Origin of the sequence: Cupriavidus sp. H39 (genome assembly GCF_050271075.1) — a bacterium.
Taxonomy (GTDB): Bacteria; Pseudomonadota; Gammaproteobacteria; order Burkholderiales; family Burkholderiaceae; genus Cupriavidus; species Cupriavidus necator_B.
Window position 1 is genome coordinate 265665 of sequence record NZ_CP189848.1, and the last position, 16153, is coordinate 281817.

The window sequence follows — 16153 nt, forward strand, 5'->3', positions numbered from 1 at the left end:
ATGACCAAGACCCTGACCACACTGCTGCTGGTGGCCGGCGTTCTGACGGGGTGCACGCTGGCACCCCACTATGACCGCCCTGCCCCGCCGGTGGCAGACAGCTTCCCGGTGGCGCCCGAGGGCTACGCCACCGCCGAGGCGAAGAGCGGCGAGACCCGCCGCGCGGCCGACATCGGCTGGCGCGAGTTCTTCCGGGATCCGCGCCTGCAGGCGCTGATCGCCACCTCGCTGGAAAACAACCGCGACCTGCGCACCGCCGCGCTGCGCATCGAAGAAGCGCGCGCGCTGTACCAGGTGCAGCGCGCCGACCTGCTGCCCACGGTAAACGCGACCGGCGGCTACACCCGGGCCCGCACCACCGCGGCCCAGGCGGCAACGGTGCTCGGCCAGTCCGGCGTGACCGAGGTCTACCAGGTGGGCCTGGGCATCTCGTCCTATGAGCTGGATTTCTTCGGACGCGTGCGCAGCCTGTCCAATGCCGCGCTGGCGCAGTACTTCGCCACCGAAGAGGCACGCCGCTCGGCGCAGATCTCGCTGGTGTCGGAAGTTGCCAAGGCCTACCTGGCCGAGCGTTCCTTCGCCGAGCAGTACGACCTGGCGCGCGACACGCTGAAGGCGCGTGAAAGCACCTACGGCCTGGCCAAGCAGCGTTTCGAGGCGGGCGCCACCTCGGCGCTGGACCTGCGCGACAACGAATCGCTGGTGGCGCAGGCGCGCGTGGCCGCGGCGCAGCTGGCACGCCAGCGCGCGCAGGCGCAGAACGCGCTTGAAGTGCTGGTGGGCAAGCCCATCGGCACCATCGAGAACCTTCCGGCGCCGGTGCGCCTGTCGGACGAGCGCATCATCAGCGACATCCCGGCCGGCCTGCCGTCGGACCTGCTCGAGCAGCGTCCCGATATCCGCCAGGCCGAGCAGTTGCTGCTGTCGGCCAACGCCAATATCGGCGCGGCGCGCGCAGCATTCTTCCCGCGCATCACGCTGACCGCCAGCGCTGGCACCATCAGCCCGTCGTTCTCGGGACTCTTCGATGCCGGCACGCGCGCGTGGTCGTTTGCGCCGCAACTGGTGCTGCCGATCTTTGACTATGGCCGCAACCTGTCGAACCTGGACCTGGCCAATGTGCGCAAGAACATCCAGATCGCCAACTACGAGAAGACTATCCAGACAGCCTTCGCGGAAGTGGCCGATGCACTGGTGGCGCGCGGTACCCTGGAAGATCAGGTCACCGGCCAGGAAGAGGTGCGCAACGCGGAACAGGCACGCTATGAACTGGCGCGCCTGCGCTTCCGCAGTGGCATCGCCAGCTACCTGGACGAGCTCGATGCGCAGCGCCAGCTGTTCACCGCGGAGCAGGCGCTGATCCAGGCGCGGCAGCTGCGGCTGAACAATGCGATCGACCTGTACCGGTCGCTGGGCGGCGGCTTGCAGGAGAGCAGCGCGGTGGCGCAGCAGGTGCCCGCTGGGCAAAGCGCGGTGACGCAGTAAAAACCTGTTGGCTTGCCAGTAGCCGCAACAAAAAACGACGCGCCTTGGCGCGTCGTTTTTTTTTGGGGTTTGCTCCCCTCTCCCGCTTGCGGGAGAGGGGCCGGGGGAGAGGGCCGGCGCCAGCCATAGCGACGGCCTGTACTTCGCCGACGCTCCCGCCCTCACCCCAAGCCTCTCCCGCAAGCGGGAGAGGGAGACCACAAGCGGTCAATCAAGAGCTAGCGGTACTGCCGCTGGCTCGTCTTCTTTCTACCTCAGAACTTGTACGAAGCCGCCAGGAAGAACACCAGCGGATTCGGCTCCAGCTTGGTCTTCGAGGTCGACAGCACCGTGCCATTGGCCGCCTTGATCGTCATCGTCGAGGTGGTCTTCAGCGGGATATAGGTCACCGCCGCCGTCAGCCCCCAATGCTCGTCGAAGTTATAGGTGCCACCGACATTGAACACCGGCGCCCACGACGACGATGCATCCGCACTGACCGAGGTCGGCCCCGGAATGCCCGCGCCCGCGGCCAGGATCGCGCCGAGGTTGTTGTTGACCGAGCTGGCAAAGGCCGGATTGACTTCGATGTTGGTAAAGAAGTTGTACGAAACCCCCAGCCCCAGGAACGGCCGGAAGCGCGTGCCCGGATCTAGGAAGTGGTACTGCACCATCGCCGCCGGGCTCCACTGGCGCGCCTTGGTGACGATGGGGTTCAGCGCCGGGTCGCCCAGGCTCTGGCGGCCGAGCGCGCCGGCCGGGCCGGGCGGGATCAGCTCGCCGTGGCCATAGAGCTTGAATTCGGGCGGAATGCCGCCCACCGCGGTGATGGCGATATGGTCGGTCACGAAGTGGCTGAAGGTCAGCCCCAGCGTATTGGCGTTGGAAGAGGAGATGCTGCTGCCCGGTGCCGTGAAGCTCGACGGCAGCCCGAGCGGGTAGTTGATCGGCACGTCCAGCAGCGTGGTGGTCAGCGGGTCGCTCTGGCCGTGGGTCCGGATATGGAACCAGCCGGCGGATACCACGTTGTCGCCCTTCTTCTGGGCATGGGCAGGCAGGGCCAATGCGGCCAGCGTGGCCAGCATCAGCATCAGCGTGATGCGTACGGTCTTCATGTTGTGTCCCCGGGCAGTGAAATCACTGGTGGTGCAATCGATGGTGGCCCCGGGCTGCGATGGCCCGGGGCTGGACGGGCTTACTGCACGAACGCGCCGACGGTGAAGTACGGGCCGCTGTCGCGCTGCTCCAGGAAGCCGAACACGCCGCCGGTGAACATCAGCTTGCCGGTCGGCGCCGAGCCGGCCGGCGCTTCGCGGCGCGAGGTGCGGACCACGCCGGGCACCTGCTGCGAGAAGTCGAGCCGGTACGGAATCGCCAGCGACGCATCGGACGGCCGGAACGGATCCATCATGGTCGCGGCGGCGCCCACCAGTGCTGTCACGCGGTAGTTGAAGTTGCTGTCGACGCCGACGTATTCGCCGTTGACCGTGCCCTCGGTGATCGCCACCGCGGGCGCCATCATGCCGATGCCGATTTCGTCGTCGGCGCCGAGCGGGCCGTTGGCGAGCGAGTCATTGGCATAGCCGACGCGGATCATGATCGGCACCAGCTGGCCGCGCAGCTTGCCCACGATCAGGTAGGCCTTGCCCAGCGTGCTGCCCAGCGTGGGCGGCTGGCTCTCGGCCTTGTAGTTGGTCGACAGCAGCGCGCCGTTGGCCTGCGGCACGAAGTTGTTGCCCTTGCGCTCGCACGTGTTGGTGGCGTTATCGCATACCGTGAACGAACCGTCTGCGGCGAGCGCCATGCGATAGTCCTGCGCCACCAGCTGGAACTGCTTCGATGGCACCTCATGGAAGCCCGTGCCGTTGTATTGCCCGGCGATCTTCGACAGGTCGGTCTCGGTCTGCGCGAAGCCGATGAACTGGAAGTACGGGAAAGTGGTATCGGGCACGGCGCCGGCGCCGAGCACGCCGTTGAACTGGATGCGCGCGCCCGGGATGGTGCCACCAACCACGCCTTCGCCGACAAAGAGCTTGGCCGGGCGGTTCGGATCGAGGCTGGCGCCGCTCAGCTCGAACGCGCACTGGTTCAGCTTCTCGGTGGGCAAGCCGGTTTCCGCCTTCAGCGTGCCGCGCATCACGTTCAGCCCGTTGGTGGGATCGCTGCGCGTGGGCTGCACGGTGCCGGTCTGGCGCGGCACCGAGGAATCGAGGAAGGTCACCTGCCAGGTCTTGCGGGTGGTGTCGATCTGCACCTTGACCAGTTCGCCGGAGCCGGTGCCGCCGGTGAAAGTGGTGTTGTAGTCCAGCGATGCGGGGCACAGGCGCGTCTGCGTGGCCGTTGGCGTGGCCGGAGTGTCGTCGCCGCCGCCGCCGCCGCAGGCGGCAAGCAGAGCGGTGGCGGCCACGGCCAGCGCGCGCGCCGGCGGGGTCGATGGGCGCGGCGCCCGCGGCAAGCTGTTTGGTTGGGGCTGCATGGCTTGGTCTCCTCGTTGTTTTGGTCTGCGTTGCAATCAGGGGGCGGCGAGCACGCCGACGCGGAAGGTCGGGCTAGCGCCGCCGGTGCCGGACAAATGGCTGAACACGCGGCCACTGGCGACGAGCGCGCCGGTGGTGCCGCTGTTGTCGGTGGTGGCCACCATGCCCGGCGCGGCCTGGGTAAAGTCGAGCTGGAAGCCGCCGGTCTGGTTCATCGTCATCGGGTCGAGCAGGTCGACGCGCGCGCCCTTGACCAGCGAGGCCGTGTAGGCAAAGTCGCTGCCCGAGCCGATATAGCCGCCATCGAGCTGGCCGCTGGCAACGGTGGTGGCCGGCGCCATCAGTGCCAGCCCCGATTCATCGTCGACATTGACCGTCAGCGGCAGCAGCGAGATCTGCGCATAGCCGGTGCGCACCAGCAGCGGCACCAGCGTGCCGCCAAGCTTGCCCACCACCATCAGGCCCTTGGCGCGGCTGGCGTTGCTGGCGGTGATGGCCTGGCTCTGGAACGACGGATAGCGGCGGCTGCCGTCGGCATTGCCGCTCTCGAACGCGCCGTCGGCGCTGCGCAGCTTCCAGTTGTTGCCGGTGCTGAGGCAGCTGCCGCTCGCCGCGGTGCAGCTGCCATCGGCGTTCAAGGTCTCGGTGGTCTGCGCGGTGGCGGGCGTGAAGTGGCTCGATGCGGTCAGCGCACCGCCGGATGGCACCTGGTGGTAGCCCAGCAGGTTGTAGCGGCCAGCCACCTTGCTGAAGTCGGTTTCGGTTTGGGCGAAGGCCAGCACCGGGTAGAACGGGAAGGTGGTGGCCGGGATCGCGCCCAGTCCGAGCACGCCCGCGTAGGAAATGGTGGCGCCGGGGATGCCGCCGCCGGCAACGCCGTTGCCCAGGAAGATCACCGGCGGTTTGGCGCCGTCGATATTGGCCTGCGAGACGCCGTCCGATGCCGTGGCCGTCTGCAGCGCGACGGCGCAGCGGTTCTGCTCCGCGGTGGGCAGCGACGTCAGGTTGGCAAAGGTGCCGGTGAAGGTCACGCCCGCGCGCGTCGGGCTGACGCTGCCGGGCTGCTTCGGCACCGGGGATTCGATGATCTCCAGCTGGTACGTGCGCGCCGCGGTGTCGAAGCGCAGCTTCACCAGTTCGCCGGCGCCCGAGCCGCCGGTGAAGGTGGTGCCGTAGTCCAGCGCCGCGGGGCACAGCGATCCGGGCGGGCCGCCGAGGGTGACCGGGCCCTGCGCCGGGCACGTGCCCGTGTCCGCGCATTGCGGAGGCGCCTGCGTGCCGGCGCGCGGCGTGTCCTCATCGCCGCCGCCGCCTCCGCAGCCGGCCAGCGCCGCGGCCATGCTCACCCCTGTCACAAACAAAGTCCTGCGCCAAAGCGTCGACATGGTCATTGCCTGTCTCCTGAATTTTTCTGGCGACCCCGGTTTTCGGATCGGCGGTCCGGCTCTGCGTCCGGATCCTGTCGTGTGCGGCGACTGTCGCCGCGCGCGGGTTTCAGCGTCAATAGAGCGGCCGTTCCAAACGGGGCGGCCGCCGTCCCATGTCAGAAGCGGTACTCGGGATTGGCTGGGTCGAACACCGCGGCCTCGAAGGTCTTGCGCACCAGCTTGTCGAACACGATCTTCTCGACCATGTTGCCGTCGGCATCCCACGCGGTTTCCACGCGGATATACGGATGCTTCAGGTCCAGCATCAGCTGCACCTTCTTGGCGTAGTACTGCGGCGCGCCGGCCGGCAGGTCCCAGGTCAGCGCCACCATGCGCACGCCCTGCTCCTGCACGATCTCGGCCTTGCCGTATTTCTCGGACAAGCCGGCGGCGCGCAATGACCTGGCATCGCGCTCGAGCATCGACAGCACGAACTGGAAGCCCAGGTCGCGCACGGTATGGTTGGACTGCGACCGCGCCAGCGAGCCGTCCAGCGCGATCCACATCGAGGTGAAGCCGAGCACACCGCCCAGGTGGCCGTACATCTCGTCCTTGCGGCGGGTCTCGTCATAGAGGATTTCCTGCCCCGCCTGCGCGCCGCCCGGCAGCCACCGGGCATAGAGCTGGCGCGGCGCATGGCGGTAGCGGATCTGCATCTTCGCGGGCGGGTCCTGCCACTGGCCGTTGAGCCGTTCCTGGCGCGACATCCAGTATTCGTATTCGGGGTAGCGGTTCATTTCGGCGCGTGCCCATTTCAGCAGGGCATCGGGCTGTAGCGCCTCGAACACGGCCAGCACCTGCGCATCGGACAGGCGCGCGAGCTCGCCGCTGGCGACCTGGCGCGAGAACAGCGCGGCCTGCTGTGCCGAGGGCAGGCCGTCATAGCCCGAGCCCGCGGCAGCGGCAGCGCTGGCCGGCTGCGCCATGGCCGCGGGCGGCAGCGTCAGCGGCGCGGCCAGCAATCCGAAGACGGTGCCGGCAACGGCGGCAAGGCTGTGCAGTTTGGTCGATAGCTTGATCGGTGCGTGGATTGACACGGCAGCTTCCTCCTCAAGACAGGCAGAGCGAACGGGGCCGCAGCGCCCGCGGGCATGCCGGACGCACGGGGTCCACGGGGCCGCGGCGCGGCCTCGCTGGGTGGATCGACGATTCAGGTAGCGTGAGCGCGGCCGCGCCAGGCCGGCGGTAACCGGCGGTGGCGCGTGCCGCTATGTCCTGGTGCGCATTCGCATCCAGTCATCCAGCGGGTTGCTGGGAAAGCTCACGGTGTGCTCGCGCGCGCGCACCGGCACGCTGGTCACGGCGGCGCGCTTGGTGCCCGCATTGCGCACGGTGCGTGCGCTGGTGCGGGCCTTGCCGAGGGCGGCGGCGGCGTGGCTGGCCGCCTCGCCCATGGTGGCCACGCTCGCGGCCACGCTGGCATCCGGGTCATCGGCGGGCGCCGCCGCCATGCTGGCGGCGCGCTGCGCGATCTGCTGCTGTTGCTGCTCACCCAGCTCGAACACCGACTGCAGCGCCGAGCGTTGTTCCGCACTGGGCTGCGCCACGTTCAGCACGGCCTCGACCATCGCCGTGAGCTGCGCCAGCACGTGGGCATCGCTCATCTGGCGGCCCTGCGTGAACGCGGGCAGCAAGCTGGTCAGTTCTTCGCCGGCGAGCACGCCGGCCAGCGCCTTGAGCGCGAACTGCAGGCGCCAGCCCAGCTCATGCCGCGGCAGTGCCGGAATGGCGCGCGCGAAGGCATCGAAGAAGCGGCCGTACACCGGGGCATAGTGCTCCAGCAGGTATTGCTGGATAAAGGGCGAGGTATCCGAATACACGCGCCCCAGCAGCCGCAGGAACGACGGCCCGCCCACCGACGGATCGCGCGCCATCTGCAGCGCGGGCACGAACAGCGCGCCCATCACGTGTTCGCAGCGGATGGCGTGGCCGGGCCAGCGCGCCTCGCACGCATCGAGCAGCGCCAGGCGCCGCGCGTTGAGCGGGTCCAGGCGCCGGCTCAGCACGGCGTGCATCATGATGTCCTTGCTGCGGAAGTGGTAGTTTACGGCGGCCAGGTTGACGATGGCGCGCGACGTGACCTGCCTGAGCGAGGTGGCTTCGTAGCCGACCTCGGTGAACAGCTTTTCCGTGGCGTCGAGAATCCGGGCCTTGGTGTCTCCTGCCGAGCTTTTGCCGGTCTTCATGGGGGCGCTTCTCTCTTCTGTGCTGCGATAAACCCCTGTGCAATGCACTGCGCTGTCCGCTCCCTGCTCTGACGGCATACGGATGCTTGAAACAGCTGTACGAAGCCTATCCACCGCTTCGGGCGTTTCACAAGCGCTGAATTGGAATGGACATTCTAAAAGCGCGGATTGTGTGGGGAATCGCACCACATTGTCCGCGGCGCGATGCAGCGGGCAGGCTTGCCGCATGCCTGGGCAAGCAGACAACCGGGGCTTGCCCGCCTCGCGCGAATCCATCATGACGTGATGCTTTTGGCCAGGGCGTCGGCATTCTGCGCGGCCAGCGCGAACACCGACAGTTGCGGATTCGCGCCCACGCTGGTGGGGAACACCGAGCCGTCGAACACCGACAGGTTGGCCAGCTGGTGATGGCGGCCATGGCTGTCGACCACGCCGCCGCGCGGGTCGTCGCTCATACCGCAGCCGCCCATCAGGTGCGCGGTGAACAGCGCGGTGCGGAACGGCTTGAGCGGCAGCCGCGCGATGGCCGCGCGCGCTTCGGGCCAGCTGCGGTACTCGGTGGCATCCAGGTGCGCGGGCCGCACCCGTTCGGCGCCGGCCGCGAACTGGGCCTGCGCCATGCTCAGCCAGGCGCGCCGCACGCCGTCCCAGGCGTAGTCGCTCATCGCATAGTCCAGCAGCGGGCTGCCGTCGGGCGCCAGGCGCACGCGGCCGCCCGCGCTTTGCGGCACGAAGCCATCGCGCAGCAACGCCAGCATGGCGTTGGTGTGGGGCAGCTGCGCCATATCGCGGCGCAGTGCCGCGCCCACGCCGTTGACCACGCCGGCGCTGATGCCGGGAAACATCGGCGGCACCTCCAGCTTGTAGCCCATCGGCCCGGTCGCGCCGTCCCGCCACTGGAAGTGGTCGGAAGCAATCGACTGCGGCGCGCCATAATAGGGATCAATGCGCTCAGGCATCTTGGCAGTGCTGATATTCACCGGATGGATAAATGTGCGTACTCCCAAGCGCTGATGCGGGTCCGGCACGCGCGAGCGCAGCAGCAATGCCGGTGTGTTGATGGCGCCGCCGGCGGCGATCACGTGCCGCGCGCGCACGACTACGCCGATCCCGTTGGGTGTGTACCCGTCCGCGCCAAGCGCCTCGCCGGTGACCGACTGCACGCGCTTGCCGTCATGGTCGACGGTACGCACGCGCACGCGGTGCACCAGCGTCGCACCGCTGGCCAGCGCCGCGGGAATGGTCGAGACCAGCATCGACTGCTTGGCGTTGACCGGGCAGCCGAAGCCGCAATAGCCCGAGTTCCAGCAGCCCTTTACATTGCGTGGGATCACGTGCCATTCCCAGCCCAGCGTCTCGCAGCCGCGCCGCAGCACGTCATTGTTGGGATTGGGCGCCATGGCCCAGGGGGCGATGCCCAGGCGCTGCTCCACCTGCTGGAACCACGGCGCCATCTCGGCCTCGCTGTGCCCGGTGACGGCGTGGTGCGTGGCCCAGTGCGCCAGCGTCTGCGGCGGCGTGCGGAAGCTCGACGACCAGTTGACGGTGGTGCTGCCGCCGACCGCGCGGCCCTGCAGGATGGCGATGGCGCCGTCGGCGGTGGTGCGCGCCGCGGCCTCCTGGTACAGCTCGCGGTAGGCGCGCTGCTCGTCCATGTCGCGGAAGCTGTCCGAGGTGCGCAGCGCGCCTTCTTCCAGCAGCACCACGCGCAGCCCGGCGCGGCTCAGCGCTTCGGCGCTGATGCCGCCGCCCGCGCCGCTGCCGACGATGGCGACGTCGGCATCGAGCGTTCGCGTGGCGGTGAAGGTGCCGGCGTCAAGGACCTTCCAGCCGGCGGCGATGCCGGCATCGTAGAGATTGTCGATGGCCATGTCGGGTTCAGGCGTGCAGCGCCTGGTAGATGGCCGCGTTGGGGCCGGGATAGCCGCTGCCCGCCCACGCGGCGGGCAGCACGTAATAGCCGACGCTGGCGAGCTTGACCAGCACCACCGCGCCGGCATTGAGCGTGGCCAGGCGGCTGGCGCGCCAGCGCGCCAGGAAGGTCTGCACCTGCGCCGGCGTGGCCCCGGTCCAGTCCTGGCGGATGCCGGTCAGCGCCCAGCGCAGCGGCATGGTGGCCAGCAGGCCGAACAGCTTGCGCAGTTCTGCCTGCGCGCCCGCGCCCATGGCCGCGCAGGTGGCGTCGATATTGCGCAGTGCATCGTGCGCCAGCAATGCCTGGCGCGGCGGCGGCGCCTCGGCCAGTTCGGTGACGATGGCCGGCAGCAGCGCGCGGAACAGCGCCACGTCGTCCGTGCGCAGGAACGACATGCCGGGGTGAGGCGCACTGTCGGCAGACGAGCAGCCGGCCAGCGACGGCACCAGCGCGGTACACGCCAGCGCGGCCGAAAAGCCGAGGCCGACCTTGAGGAAGCCGCGCCGCGTCAGCGCGTGCAGCGCTTCGGCATCGGGCACCGCGCGGCGATGGTGGGAATGGGGGCGCATCGAGTCTCCTTGCGTCGGTTTCTTGTGTTCGGACTGGTATCCAGGCGGGGCAGTCCCGCATTGACGCTCCCCGGAGTTTGGATAAAGATCGGTGCCCGGTCTTGATCCCGCATGACAGGTGAATTGATGCCACGCGCCAACCCGTCCGATGGCGGTGCCGGTGGTATGCAGGCCAGCACCGAGACTGGCACCGTCTCGCTCGCCTACCTTCGCGCCGTGCTCGACCACGGCGAGCGCCAGGGCATCGCCCCGGCCGAGCAGCTGCGCGCGGTTGGCGTGCCGCCGGCGTTGCTGGACGCTGGCGCGCAGGCGCAGACCGCGACGCGCATTCCCGGTGCGGCCTACCTCGCGCTGCTCGACTGGCTGGAGCAGGCCACCGGCGATGCCGATGTCGGCCTGCGCGCCGGCGCCGCCTTCGCGCCGCGCCACTATGCCGAGATGGGCTACGTAGTGCTGACCACGCCCACCGTGCGCGACGCCATCGTGCAGGGCATCCGCTATGAAGTGCTGGCCAACGACATCGGCGCCACCCGCCTGATCGAAACCCCGCAGGCCGCGTGCATGACATGGGCGTCGCGGCATGGCCCGCTGTCGCGCCATGCGCACGAGCTGCATATGGCCACGTGGGTGGTGTTCGCGCGCTGGCTGATCGGCAACCAGCATGTGGCCACGCAGGTGGAATTCCCGCACGCCGCGCCCGCCGATACCCGTCTGCATGCCGAGGTGTTTGGCTGTCCCGTGGCCTTCAACGCCGGGCGCCATGCCATGCATATCGAACACGCCTTGCTGGACCTGCCGTCGCTGCAGGCCGATGCCGGCATGCAGGCGCAGATGACGCGCATCGCCGAGGCCCAGCTAGAGCAGATCGTGCCCGCTGGCGCCGACGCGCTGGCGCAGGCGCGCGCCTGCATCCGCGCCCGGCTGCCGCAGGGCGAGGTGCCCATCGCTGACGTCGCGGCCCAGCTGGGCCTGCCGGTGCGCACGCTGCAGCGGCGGCTGCAGGCGCAGGGCATCAGTTATTCACAGCTTGTGGACAACGTGCGGCGCGCGCTCGCGCAGCAGTACCTTGCCGAACCCGGCACCAGCCTGGCGCAGTGCGCGCTGCGGCTGGGCTATTCCGAGCAGAGCGCCTTCACCCACGCGTTCAAGCGCTGGACCGGTGAAACGCCGCATGGCTGGCGCAAGGGCCGGACCACCTAACGCCGCGTTGTTGCGCGCGTGCCTTCGCAACGGGCGACGCCGAAAAAAATCCTTGGGTTTCAAACGCACGGCGCCACGCCATGCCGCAAGGGCGTAGCCGCCGCTTATGCCCGTTTTATGTGCGCCATAAGCCGCTGGAAACCTCCAGAAATTAGAACCATCCTTCGACTCACGGCATTGACCGCCCGGCGTGCGCTTCCTACGATGACATCCATCAATGTCACAAAAAACACTGTCGATACGGTGAGGAGCGCGCATGCATGCACCCGCGGAGTTGCCGCAACAGGCCCCCCCAGCCCCTGAGCACACCGACATTGCCATCATCGGCAGCGGCTTTGCCGGCCTGGGCATGGCGATCCGGCTGCGCGAGCACGGCGAGCACGATTTCCTGGTCTTCGAGCGGGCCGGCGCGGTCGGCGGCACTTGGCGCGACAACCACTACCCGGGCTGCGCCTGCGACGTGCAGTCGCACCTGTACTCCTTTTCCTTCGCGCCCAACCCGGACTGGTCGCGCATGTTCTCCACCCAGCCGGAAATCCGCGCCTACCTGGAAGACTGCACCGACCGCTTCGGCCTGCGCCCGCACCTGCGGCTGCACCATGAGTTGCGCCACGCCGCCTGGGATGAGTCGGCGCAGCTGTGGCGGCTGCAGATGGCCGACGGCAAGGTGGTGCGGGCGCGCGTGCTGGTGTCGGGCATGGGCGGGCTGAGCCGCCCGTCGTATCCGGATATCCCGGGACTGGATGCGTTCGAGGGCGAGTGCTTTCATTCGCAGCACTGGAACCACGCCTATGCGCTCGGCGGCAAGCGCGTTGCCGTGATCGGCACCGGCGCCAGCGCGATCCAGTTCGTGCCGCAGATCGCGCCGCAGGTGGCGCAGCTGGACCTGTACCAGCGCACCCCGCCGTGGATCATGCCCAAGCCCGACCGCGAGGTCAGCGCCGCCGAGCGCTGGCTGTTCCGCCGGCTGCCATTCACGCAGGCACTGGTGCGCACCGGCATCTACTGGATGCTGGAGTCGCGCGTGCTGGGTTTCGTGCTGCATCCGAAGATCATGAAGGTGGTGGAGCGCGTCGCGCGCCGCCATCTGGCGCGGCAGGTACGCGACCCCGCGCTGCGCGCGACGCTGACGCCGGACTACACCATCGGCTGCAAGCGCGTGCTGATCTCCAACGACTACTACCCGGCGCTGACGCGCGACAACGTCAACGTGGTCACCACCGGCATCGCCCGCGTCGAGCGCGACGCGGTGGTGCTGCGCGACGGCACGCGCCGGCCGGCGGACTGCATCATCCTCGGCACCGGCTTCCATGCCACCGACCCGCTGCCGCGCGGCGTGATCTCGGGGATCGGCGGCGTGGACCTAGTCGACGCGTGGCGTGACGGCGCGCAGGCCTACCTGGGCACCACGGTATCGGGCTTTCCCAACCTGTTCTTCGTGGTCGGCCCCAACACCGGCCTGGGCCACAGCTCGATGGTGTTCATGATCGAGTCGCAGGTGGCCTATATCGCCGACGCGCTGCGCCAGATGCGCCGCGAAGGCGTGCAGGCGGTGGACGTGCGCGAGCCGGTGCAGCGCCGCTTCAACGAACGGCTACAGGCGCGGCTGGGCCATGCGATCTGGTCCGCCGGCGGCTGCGCCAGCTGGTACATCGACCCGCGCAGCGGCCGCAACACCACGCTGTGGCCGGGCTTCACCTGGCAGTTCCGCCGCGCCACGGCCAGCTTCCGCATGACCGACTACGACCTGTACCCGGTGCGGCGCGCGGTGCCGGACGAGGCCGCGATGCCGCCGTCTGCCGACATCGCCAGCGCCGCGGGTGCGTGACGCCCGCAGATATTTCCCCTGATTCCGCCCAGAAGAACGACACACACACCGGAAGGAGACCGGACATGAAGGACTTCCGCAACAAGGTTGCCGCGATCACCGGCGCCGGCTCGGGCATCGGCCGCGCGCTGGCACTGGCGCTGGCCCGCGAGGGTTGCCAGCTGGCATTGTCGGACCGCAACGAGGCCGGGTTGGCGCAGACCGCGGCACAGGCCATGGCCGCGGCACCGCACGCCCGCATCACGCAGCACACCGTCGACGTGGCCGACCGCGCCGCGGTCTATGCGTGGGCCGCAGCGGCCGCCGAAGCGCACGGCCGCGTCAACCTGATCTTCAACAACGCCGGCGTGGCGCTGTCCAGCACCGTCGAGGGCATGAGCTACGACGACCTGGAATGGATCATCGGCATCAACTTCTGGGGCGTGGTGTACGGCACCAAGGCCTTCCTGCCGTACCTGAAGGCCAGCGGCGACGGCCACGTGGTCAATACCTCGAGCATCTTCGGCATCTTTGCCCAGCCCGGCATGGGCGCCTACAACGCCAGCAAGTATGCGGTGCGCGGCTTCACCGAATCGCTGCGGCAAGAGCTGGACCTGATGGACTGCGGCGTGTCGGCCACCACCGTGCACCCCGGCGGCATCAAGACCAATATCGCGCAGGCCAGCCGTGTGTCGGCCAGCGTCAACGGCTTCCTGGTGCGCGACGCGCAGCACGGCAAGGACGAGTTCGAGAAGTTCTTCATCACCTCGCCCGACAAGGCCGCACGCGTGATCCTGGAGGGCGTGCGGCGCAACCGGCGGCGCGTGCTGATCGGGCCCGACGCCTACGCCGCCGACGCCATGGCGCGGCTGCTGCCCGCCGCCTACCAGTCGCTGGTGGTGCGCGAGACGCGCCGCAAGCGCGATCTCGGCAACGTGGTGGCGCCCGCTCCGGTGCGCCAGGGAGAGCGCCCGTGAACCGCCTGGCGATGGAAGCCGACGCCGCGCTGCTGGCGCCGCCGGGCGCGCTGACGCGCTGGTTCGGGCAGGGCCGCGTGGGCCTGTTCAGCCTGTCGCGCGCCACGCTGGCGCAGCGCCATGCGCTGCCGGCGTCGCGCTGGGTGCGCGTGCTCGATGCGATGGTCCACTACACCGACGAAGGCCCCGCCGACGGCGAGACGCTGGTGCTGATCCACGGCTTCGGCGCGTCGCTGCATACGTGGCAGGGCATCGTGCCGGCGCTGGCGCAACGCTATCGCGTGCTGCGGCTGGACCTGGCGCCGTTCGGGCTGACCGGCCCGCTGCGCGATGCGCGCGGACGCATCGAGACCATGGACGTGCACCGCTACCGCGACTTCATCGATGCCTTCCTGGCGGCGGTCAATGTGCGGCGCGCCAGCGTGATCGGCAATTCGCTGGGCGGGCTGATCGCGTGGGACCTCGCGGTGCGGCGACCGGGCGCGGTCGACAAGCTGGTGCTGATCGATGCCGCCGGCTTTCCGATGAAGCTGCCGGTCTATATCGACCTGTTCCGCCATGCGCCGGTGCGCTGGTCGGCGCCGTGGCTGCTGCCCGAATTCATCATCCGCGCCGCCACCCGCGACGTCTACGGCGACGCCTCGCGCGTGCCGGAAGCCACCTTCCGCCGCTACGTGGACTTCTTCTACGCCGAGGGCAGCCGCGAAGCCGTCGGCAAGATGGTGCCGAAGCTCGACTTTGCCCAGCTCGACACCCACCTGCTCGGCAGCGTGCGCGCGCCCACGCTGGTGCTGTGGGGCGAGCGCGACCGCTGGATCCCACCCGCGCACGCGCAGGCCTTCGCCGAGCGCATCCCGGGCGCGCAGTTGCGCCGCTACGCGGGCCTGGGCCACGTGCCGATGGAAGAAGACCCGCAACGCGTGGCCGCGGACCTGCTGTCCTTTTTTGCTAACTGAGGAGACCGCCATGATGCCAGTCCGCCGCGACGTGCATCCCCACCTGCCGCCGGAGCGCATCAGCGACTGGCACGAACGGGGCCGTCACGTCACCCATTTCCTCAACGCGCTGTCGATCTTCTTCCCGGCCGGCGAGCGCTTCTTCATGGACAGCGTGCGCAATTACCGCGACCAGGTGAAGGATCCCGAACTGAGCCGCGCCATCGCCGGCTTTATCGGCCAGGAAGCGATGCACACGCGCGAGCACATCCTCTACAACCGGCTGATGGAAGACGCCGGCCTGCCCGCCGCGGCGCTGGACCGCGCGGTATGGCGGTTGCTGGACCTGCTGCGCAAGATCCTGCCCCACTCATGGCAGCTGGCCCATACCATCGCACTGGAGCATTACACCGCGATGCTGGCCGACGGCGTGCTGAAGGACGTGCGCCACCTGGGCGCGAACTCGCAGGCCGGCTATCGGCAGGTGTGGACCTGGCACGCGCTGGAGGAAACCGAGCACAAGGCGGTGGCCTACGACGTCTGGAACACCGTGATGAAGCCGGGGCTGTACCGCTACTTCGTGCGCACCTTCACCATGCTGACCACCACGGTGACCTTCTGGGCCATGGTGTTCGTGTTCCATCTCACGCTGGTGATGGGCGACAAGGGCTGCCGCAACAAGCTGCGCGGGTTTGGCAGCGCGCTGCGCTTCCTGTGGGCCTCGCCCGGCGCGCTGCCGCGCATGATCCCGGAGTGGCTCAGCTACTTCCGCCCCGGCTTCCATCCGTGGGACGACGACAACCGCGCCGAGCTGGCCCGCATCGAGCCGCTGGTCCGCGAGATCGAAGACACCGCGCGCGCAGCCGGCGTCTCCACCCGGGCCCCGTCGCTGCGGGGGACGGCATGACCATCTGGCAGTGCCAAATCTGTGGGTTCGTCTATGAAGAAGCGCTCGGCATGCCCGAGCACGGCATCGCGCCCGGCACACCGTGGGGCGCGGTCCCGCCGGAATGGCGCTGCCCGGACTGCGGCATGGCGAAAGCGGATTTCGACATGGTTGCGGTTTAGGCGCGGGGGAGAGGTCGGCAAGGGCTGAGGTGCTGCATAACGTGACGGCGTAGCTCCCCTCTCCCGCGAAGTGGGAGAGGGGTGGGGGTGAGGGCCAGTGTGTCCACGAAGTCCAGGCCTGCGGTATG

The 16153-nt window shown here is 69.0% G+C and carries 14 protein-coding genes; 7 read left to right on the top strand and 7 right to left on the bottom strand.

What is annotated here, in order from left to right:
- Positions 1–1485 carry an efflux transporter outer membrane subunit gene (locus ACOCMH_RS16640; protein WP_427312055.1) on the top strand — a complete coding sequence of 495 codons (1485 nt, stop codon included), beginning with the start codon at positions 1–3 and terminating at the stop codon, positions 1483–1485.
- 254 nt (positions 1486–1739) lie between these two features.
- Here the strand turns inward: ACOCMH_RS16640 and ACOCMH_RS16645 are convergent, their stop codons facing one another.
- The 7 genes from ACOCMH_RS16645 to ACOCMH_RS16675 all read right to left on the bottom strand — a co-directional run bounded on the left by ACOCMH_RS16645 (position 1740) and on the right by ACOCMH_RS16675 (position 10038).
- Entirely contained in the window at positions 1740–2579 is an 840-nt protein-coding gene (locus tag ACOCMH_RS16645; protein ID WP_427312057.1) for an OmpW/AlkL family protein, read from the bottom strand.
- An 80-nt stretch (positions 2580–2659) separates the two neighbouring features.
- The gene (locus ACOCMH_RS16650; protein WP_427312058.1) at positions 2660–3940 is read right to left on the bottom strand and encodes a DUF2957 domain-containing protein; all 1281 of its coding nucleotides are present in this window, start codon (positions 3938–3940) and stop codon (positions 2660–2662) included.
- Positions 3941–3976: 36 nt separating this feature from the next.
- Positions 3977–5332 (bottom strand): DUF2957 domain-containing protein, encoded by a 1356-nt coding sequence (locus ACOCMH_RS16655; RefSeq protein WP_427312060.1) that lies wholly within the window; start codon positions 5330–5332, stop codon positions 3977–3979.
- Positions 5333–5484: 152 nt separating this feature from the next.
- Entirely contained in the window at positions 5485–6405 is a 921-nt protein-coding gene (locus tag ACOCMH_RS16660; protein WP_427312062.1) for a DUF1571 domain-containing protein, read from the bottom strand.
- Between the two features lie 171 nt (positions 6406–6576).
- Positions 6577–7554 (bottom strand): TetR/AcrR family transcriptional regulator, encoded by a 978-nt coding sequence (locus ACOCMH_RS16665; RefSeq protein ID WP_427312064.1) that lies wholly within the window; start codon positions 7552–7554, stop codon positions 6577–6579.
- Between the two features lie 275 nt (positions 7555–7829).
- On the bottom strand, positions 7830–9425 hold the full coding sequence (locus ACOCMH_RS16670; protein ID WP_427312065.1) for a GMC family oxidoreductase N-terminal domain-containing protein: 1596 nt from the start codon (positions 9423–9425) through the stop codon (positions 7830–7832).
- Positions 9426–9432: 7 nt separating this feature from the next.
- Positions 9433–10038, bottom strand: coding sequence for a hypothetical protein (locus tag ACOCMH_RS16675; RefSeq protein WP_427312067.1), 606 nt, complete (start codon positions 10036–10038; stop codon positions 9433–9435).
- A gap of 126 nt (positions 10039–10164) precedes the next feature.
- Between ACOCMH_RS16675 and ACOCMH_RS16680 the strand changes: the two genes are divergently transcribed.
- From ACOCMH_RS16680 to ACOCMH_RS16705, 6 genes are all read left to right on the top strand, one after another.
- A complete protein-coding gene (locus ACOCMH_RS16680; RefSeq protein WP_427312069.1) occupies positions 10165–11238 on the top strand; it encodes an AraC family transcriptional regulator in 1074 nt (357 codons plus the stop codon).
- A 256-nt stretch (positions 11239–11494) separates the two neighbouring features.
- Positions 11495–13066 carry a flavin-containing monooxygenase gene (locus tag ACOCMH_RS16685; protein ID WP_427312071.1) on the top strand — a complete coding sequence of 524 codons (1572 nt, stop codon included), beginning with the start codon at positions 11495–11497 and terminating at the stop codon, positions 13064–13066.
- A 65-nt stretch (positions 13067–13131) separates the two neighbouring features.
- Positions 13132–14022 carry an SDR family NAD(P)-dependent oxidoreductase gene (locus ACOCMH_RS16690; RefSeq protein ID WP_427312073.1) on the top strand — a complete coding sequence of 297 codons (891 nt, stop codon included), beginning with the start codon at positions 13132–13134 and terminating at the stop codon, positions 14020–14022.
- Positions 14019–14978: an alpha/beta fold hydrolase gene (locus ACOCMH_RS16695; protein WP_427312075.1), complete on the top strand. Its 960-nt coding sequence runs from the start codon at positions 14019–14021 to the stop codon at positions 14976–14978. Before ACOCMH_RS16690 ends, ACOCMH_RS16695 begins: the two co-directional genes overlap by 4 nt.
- Before the next feature lie 10 nt (positions 14979–14988).
- Positions 14989–15864, top strand: a complete 876-nt coding sequence (locus ACOCMH_RS16700; RefSeq protein WP_427312077.1) for a metal-dependent hydrolase — start codon at positions 14989–14991, stop codon at positions 15862–15864.
- The gene (locus ACOCMH_RS16705; protein WP_171516510.1) at positions 15861–16025 is read left to right on the top strand and encodes a rubredoxin; all 165 of its coding nucleotides are present in this window, start codon (positions 15861–15863) and stop codon (positions 16023–16025) included. Before ACOCMH_RS16700 ends, ACOCMH_RS16705 begins: the two co-directional genes overlap by 4 nt.
- Positions 16026–16153: the final 128 nt, after the last annotated feature.

Bases quoted from the DNA above. Each gene is read 5' to 3' on its own strand.
- ACOCMH_RS16700 (WP_427312077.1), top strand. From the start codon at position 14,989: ATGATGCCAGTCCGCCGCGACGTGCATCCCCACCTGCCGCCGGAGCGC.
- ACOCMH_RS16640 (WP_427312055.1), top strand. From the start codon at position 1: ATGACCAAGACCCTGACCACACTGCTGCTGGTGGCCGGCGTTCTGACG.
- ACOCMH_RS16680 (WP_427312069.1), top strand. From the start codon at position 10,165: ATGCCACGCGCCAACCCGTCCGATGGCGGTGCCGGTGGTATGCAGGCC.
- ACOCMH_RS16655 (WP_427312060.1), bottom strand. From the start codon at position 5,332: ATGACCATGTCGACGCTTTGGCGCAGGACTTTGTTTGTGACAGGGGTG.
- ACOCMH_RS16690 (WP_427312073.1), top strand. From the start codon at position 13,132: ATGAAGGACTTCCGCAACAAGGTTGCCGCGATCACCGGCGCCGGCTCG.
- ACOCMH_RS16645 (WP_427312057.1), bottom strand. From the start codon at position 2,579: ATGAAGACCGTACGCATCACGCTGATGCTGATGCTGGCCACGCTGGCC.
- ACOCMH_RS16685 (WP_427312071.1), top strand. From the start codon at position 11,495: ATGCATGCACCCGCGGAGTTGCCGCAACAGGCCCCCCCAGCCCCTGAG.
- ACOCMH_RS16675 (WP_427312067.1), bottom strand. From the start codon at position 10,038: ATGCGCCCCCATTCCCACCATCGCCGCGCGGTGCCCGATGCCGAAGCG.
- ACOCMH_RS16665 (WP_427312064.1), bottom strand. From the start codon at position 7,554: ATGAAGACCGGCAAAAGCTCGGCAGGAGACACCAAGGCCCGGATTCTC.
- ACOCMH_RS16670 (WP_427312065.1), bottom strand. From the start codon at position 9,425: ATGGCCATCGACAATCTCTACGATGCCGGCATCGCCGCCGGCTGGAAG.
- ACOCMH_RS16705 (WP_171516510.1), top strand. From the start codon at position 15,861: ATGACCATCTGGCAGTGCCAAATCTGTGGGTTCGTCTATGAAGAAGCG.
- ACOCMH_RS16650 (WP_427312058.1), bottom strand. From the start codon at position 3,940: ATGCAGCCCCAACCAAACAGCTTGCCGCGGGCGCCGCGCCCATCGACC.